The sequence below is a fragment of the Pseudomonas sp. R62 genome (assembly GCF_000257605.1).
Classification (GTDB): Bacteria; Pseudomonadota; Gammaproteobacteria; order Pseudomonadales; family Pseudomonadaceae; genus Aquipseudomonas; species Aquipseudomonas atacamensis.
The window spans coordinates 704,730-706,848 of the sequence record NZ_JH635998.1 but is presented as its reverse complement, the minus strand read 5'-3'; the positions used below and the strand labels follow the sequence as shown (position 1 = coordinate 706,848).

The window sequence follows — 2,119 nt, the reverse complement described above, 5'->3', positions numbered from 1 at the left end:
GCCTCGATGTGCAGACCTTCATCAACGCCCAACCGATCTCGCGCTATCAGTGGCGGGTGGTGATCCTGTGTTTCCTGATCGTATTTCTCGACGGCCTCGACACCGCCGCCATGGGCTTCATCGCCCCGGCGCTGTCGCAAGACTGGGGCATCGACCGCGCCAGCCTCGGCCCGGTAATGAGTGCCGCGCTGATTGGTATGGTCTTCGGCGCGCTCGGCTCCGGCCCGTTGGCTGACCGCTTCGGGCGCAAAGTCGTACTCGTCGGTGCGGTGATTCTGTTCGGCGGCTTCAGCCTGGCCTCGGCGTACAGCACCAACGTCGAGCAACTGCTGGTGTTGCGCTTCCTCACCGGCCTCGGTCTCGGCGCGGGTATGCCCAACGCGACGACGCTGCTCTCGGAATACACCCCGGAGCGCAAGAAGTCGCTGCTGGTGACCAGCATGTTCTGCGGCTTCAACCTCGGCATGGCCGGCGGCGGTTTCATCTCGGCAAAACTGATCCCGGCGTTCGGCTGGCATGCTCTGCTGATGATCGGCGGAATCCTGCCGCTGATCCTCGCCGTGGTATTGGTGTTCTGGCTGCCGGAATCGGCGCGCTATCTGGTGGTGCGCAACCGTGGCAACGACAAAGTACGCAAAACCCTCGCGCCGATCGACCCGGTTACCGTCGCCCAGGCTGCGAGCTTCAGCGTGCCGGAACAGAAGACCGTGAAGGCGCGTAATGTCTTTGCGGTGATCTTCTCCGGCACTTACAGCACCGGCACGCTGCTGTTGTGGCTGACCTATTTCATGGGCCTGGTGATCGTATACCTGCTGACCAGTTGGCTGCCGACGCTGATGCGCGACAGCGGCGCGAGCATGGAGCAGGCCGCGTTCATCGGTGCGTTGTTCCAGTTTGGCGGGGTGTTGAGCGCGGTCGGGGTGGGCTGGGCGATGGACCGCTTCAATCCGCACAAGGTCATCGGCATTTTCTACCTGCTGGCCGGGGTGTTTGCCTACGCCGTGGGGCAGAGCCTGGGCAACATCACCTTGCTGGCGACGCTGGTACTGGTGGCGGGCATGTGCGTTAACGGCGCGCAATCGGCGATGCCGTCATTGGCCGCGCGCTTCTACCCGACTCAAGGCCGCGCGACCGGTGTGTCGTGGATGCTCGGCATCGGCCGCTTCGGCGCGATTCTTGGCGCGTGGATGGGCGCAACCTTGCTCGGCCTGGGCTGGAATTTCGAGCAAGTGCTGACCGCACTGGTGATTCCGGCGGGGTTGGCGACGGCGGCGGTGCTGATCAAGGGCATGGTCAGTCATGCGGATGCGACCTGAGGCAGACCCATGATCGTTCCCACGCTCCGCGTGGGAATGCCTCAACGGACGCTCTGCGTTCGGCTGTACAGGGACGCGGAGCGTCCCGGGCTGCATTCCCACGCGGAGCGTGGGAACGATCATTAGGGAAGCAACAATCCGTTCGATAAACGAACACTCAGTCGATTATCGGATTGTTTGGCGAATTTCCCGAGCTTAATCTTCAGTGACTCCGGCGCTGAACCTCGCGCCTTTTTATCACTGGCGATTCCTTACAAGAACAGGAGCCCGCTCCATGGCTGAGATCCTTTCGCTGCACGACGCGGTGAAGCAATTCGTCAACGACGGCGATACCGTCGCCCTCGAAGGCTTCACTCACCTGATCCCTACGGCAGCGGGTCATGAAATCATTCGTCAAGGCAAGAAAGATCTGACGCTGGTGCGGATGACGCCTGACCTGATCTACGACCAACTGATCGGCGCCGGTTGCGCGCGCAAACTGATTTTCTCCTGGGGCGGCAACCCGGGTGTTGGTTCGCTGCACCGTTTGCGTGACGCGGTCGAAAAGCAGTGGCCGCACGCGCTGGAAATTGAAGAACACAGCCACGCCGACCTCGCCAACGCCTACGTCGCCGGCGCGTCCGGCCTGCCGTTCGCGGTGCTGCGTGCCTACGCCGGCTCCGACCTGCCGAAGGTCAATCCGCTGATCAAAACCGTGACCTGTCCGTTCACCGGCGAAGTGCTGGCGGCAGTGCCATCGGTACGGCCGGACGTCACCGTGATTCACGCGCAGAAAGCCGACCGCAAAGGCAACGTGTTGCTCT

The 2,119-nt window shown here is 62.6% G+C and carries 1 protein-coding gene and 1 pseudogene; both read left to right on the top strand.

The genetic code is table 11. The features are described 5' to 3' along the window. Positions 1–1,316: MFS transporter (locus tag OQK_RS04655; protein ID WP_050977849.1), on the top strand; the 1,316-nt coding region annotated here is incomplete at its 5' end. 274 nt (positions 1,317–1,590) lie between these two features. Next, a pseudogene (locus tag OQK_RS31015) lies at positions 1,591–2,119 on the top strand (CoA transferase subunit A); the annotation flags it as partial.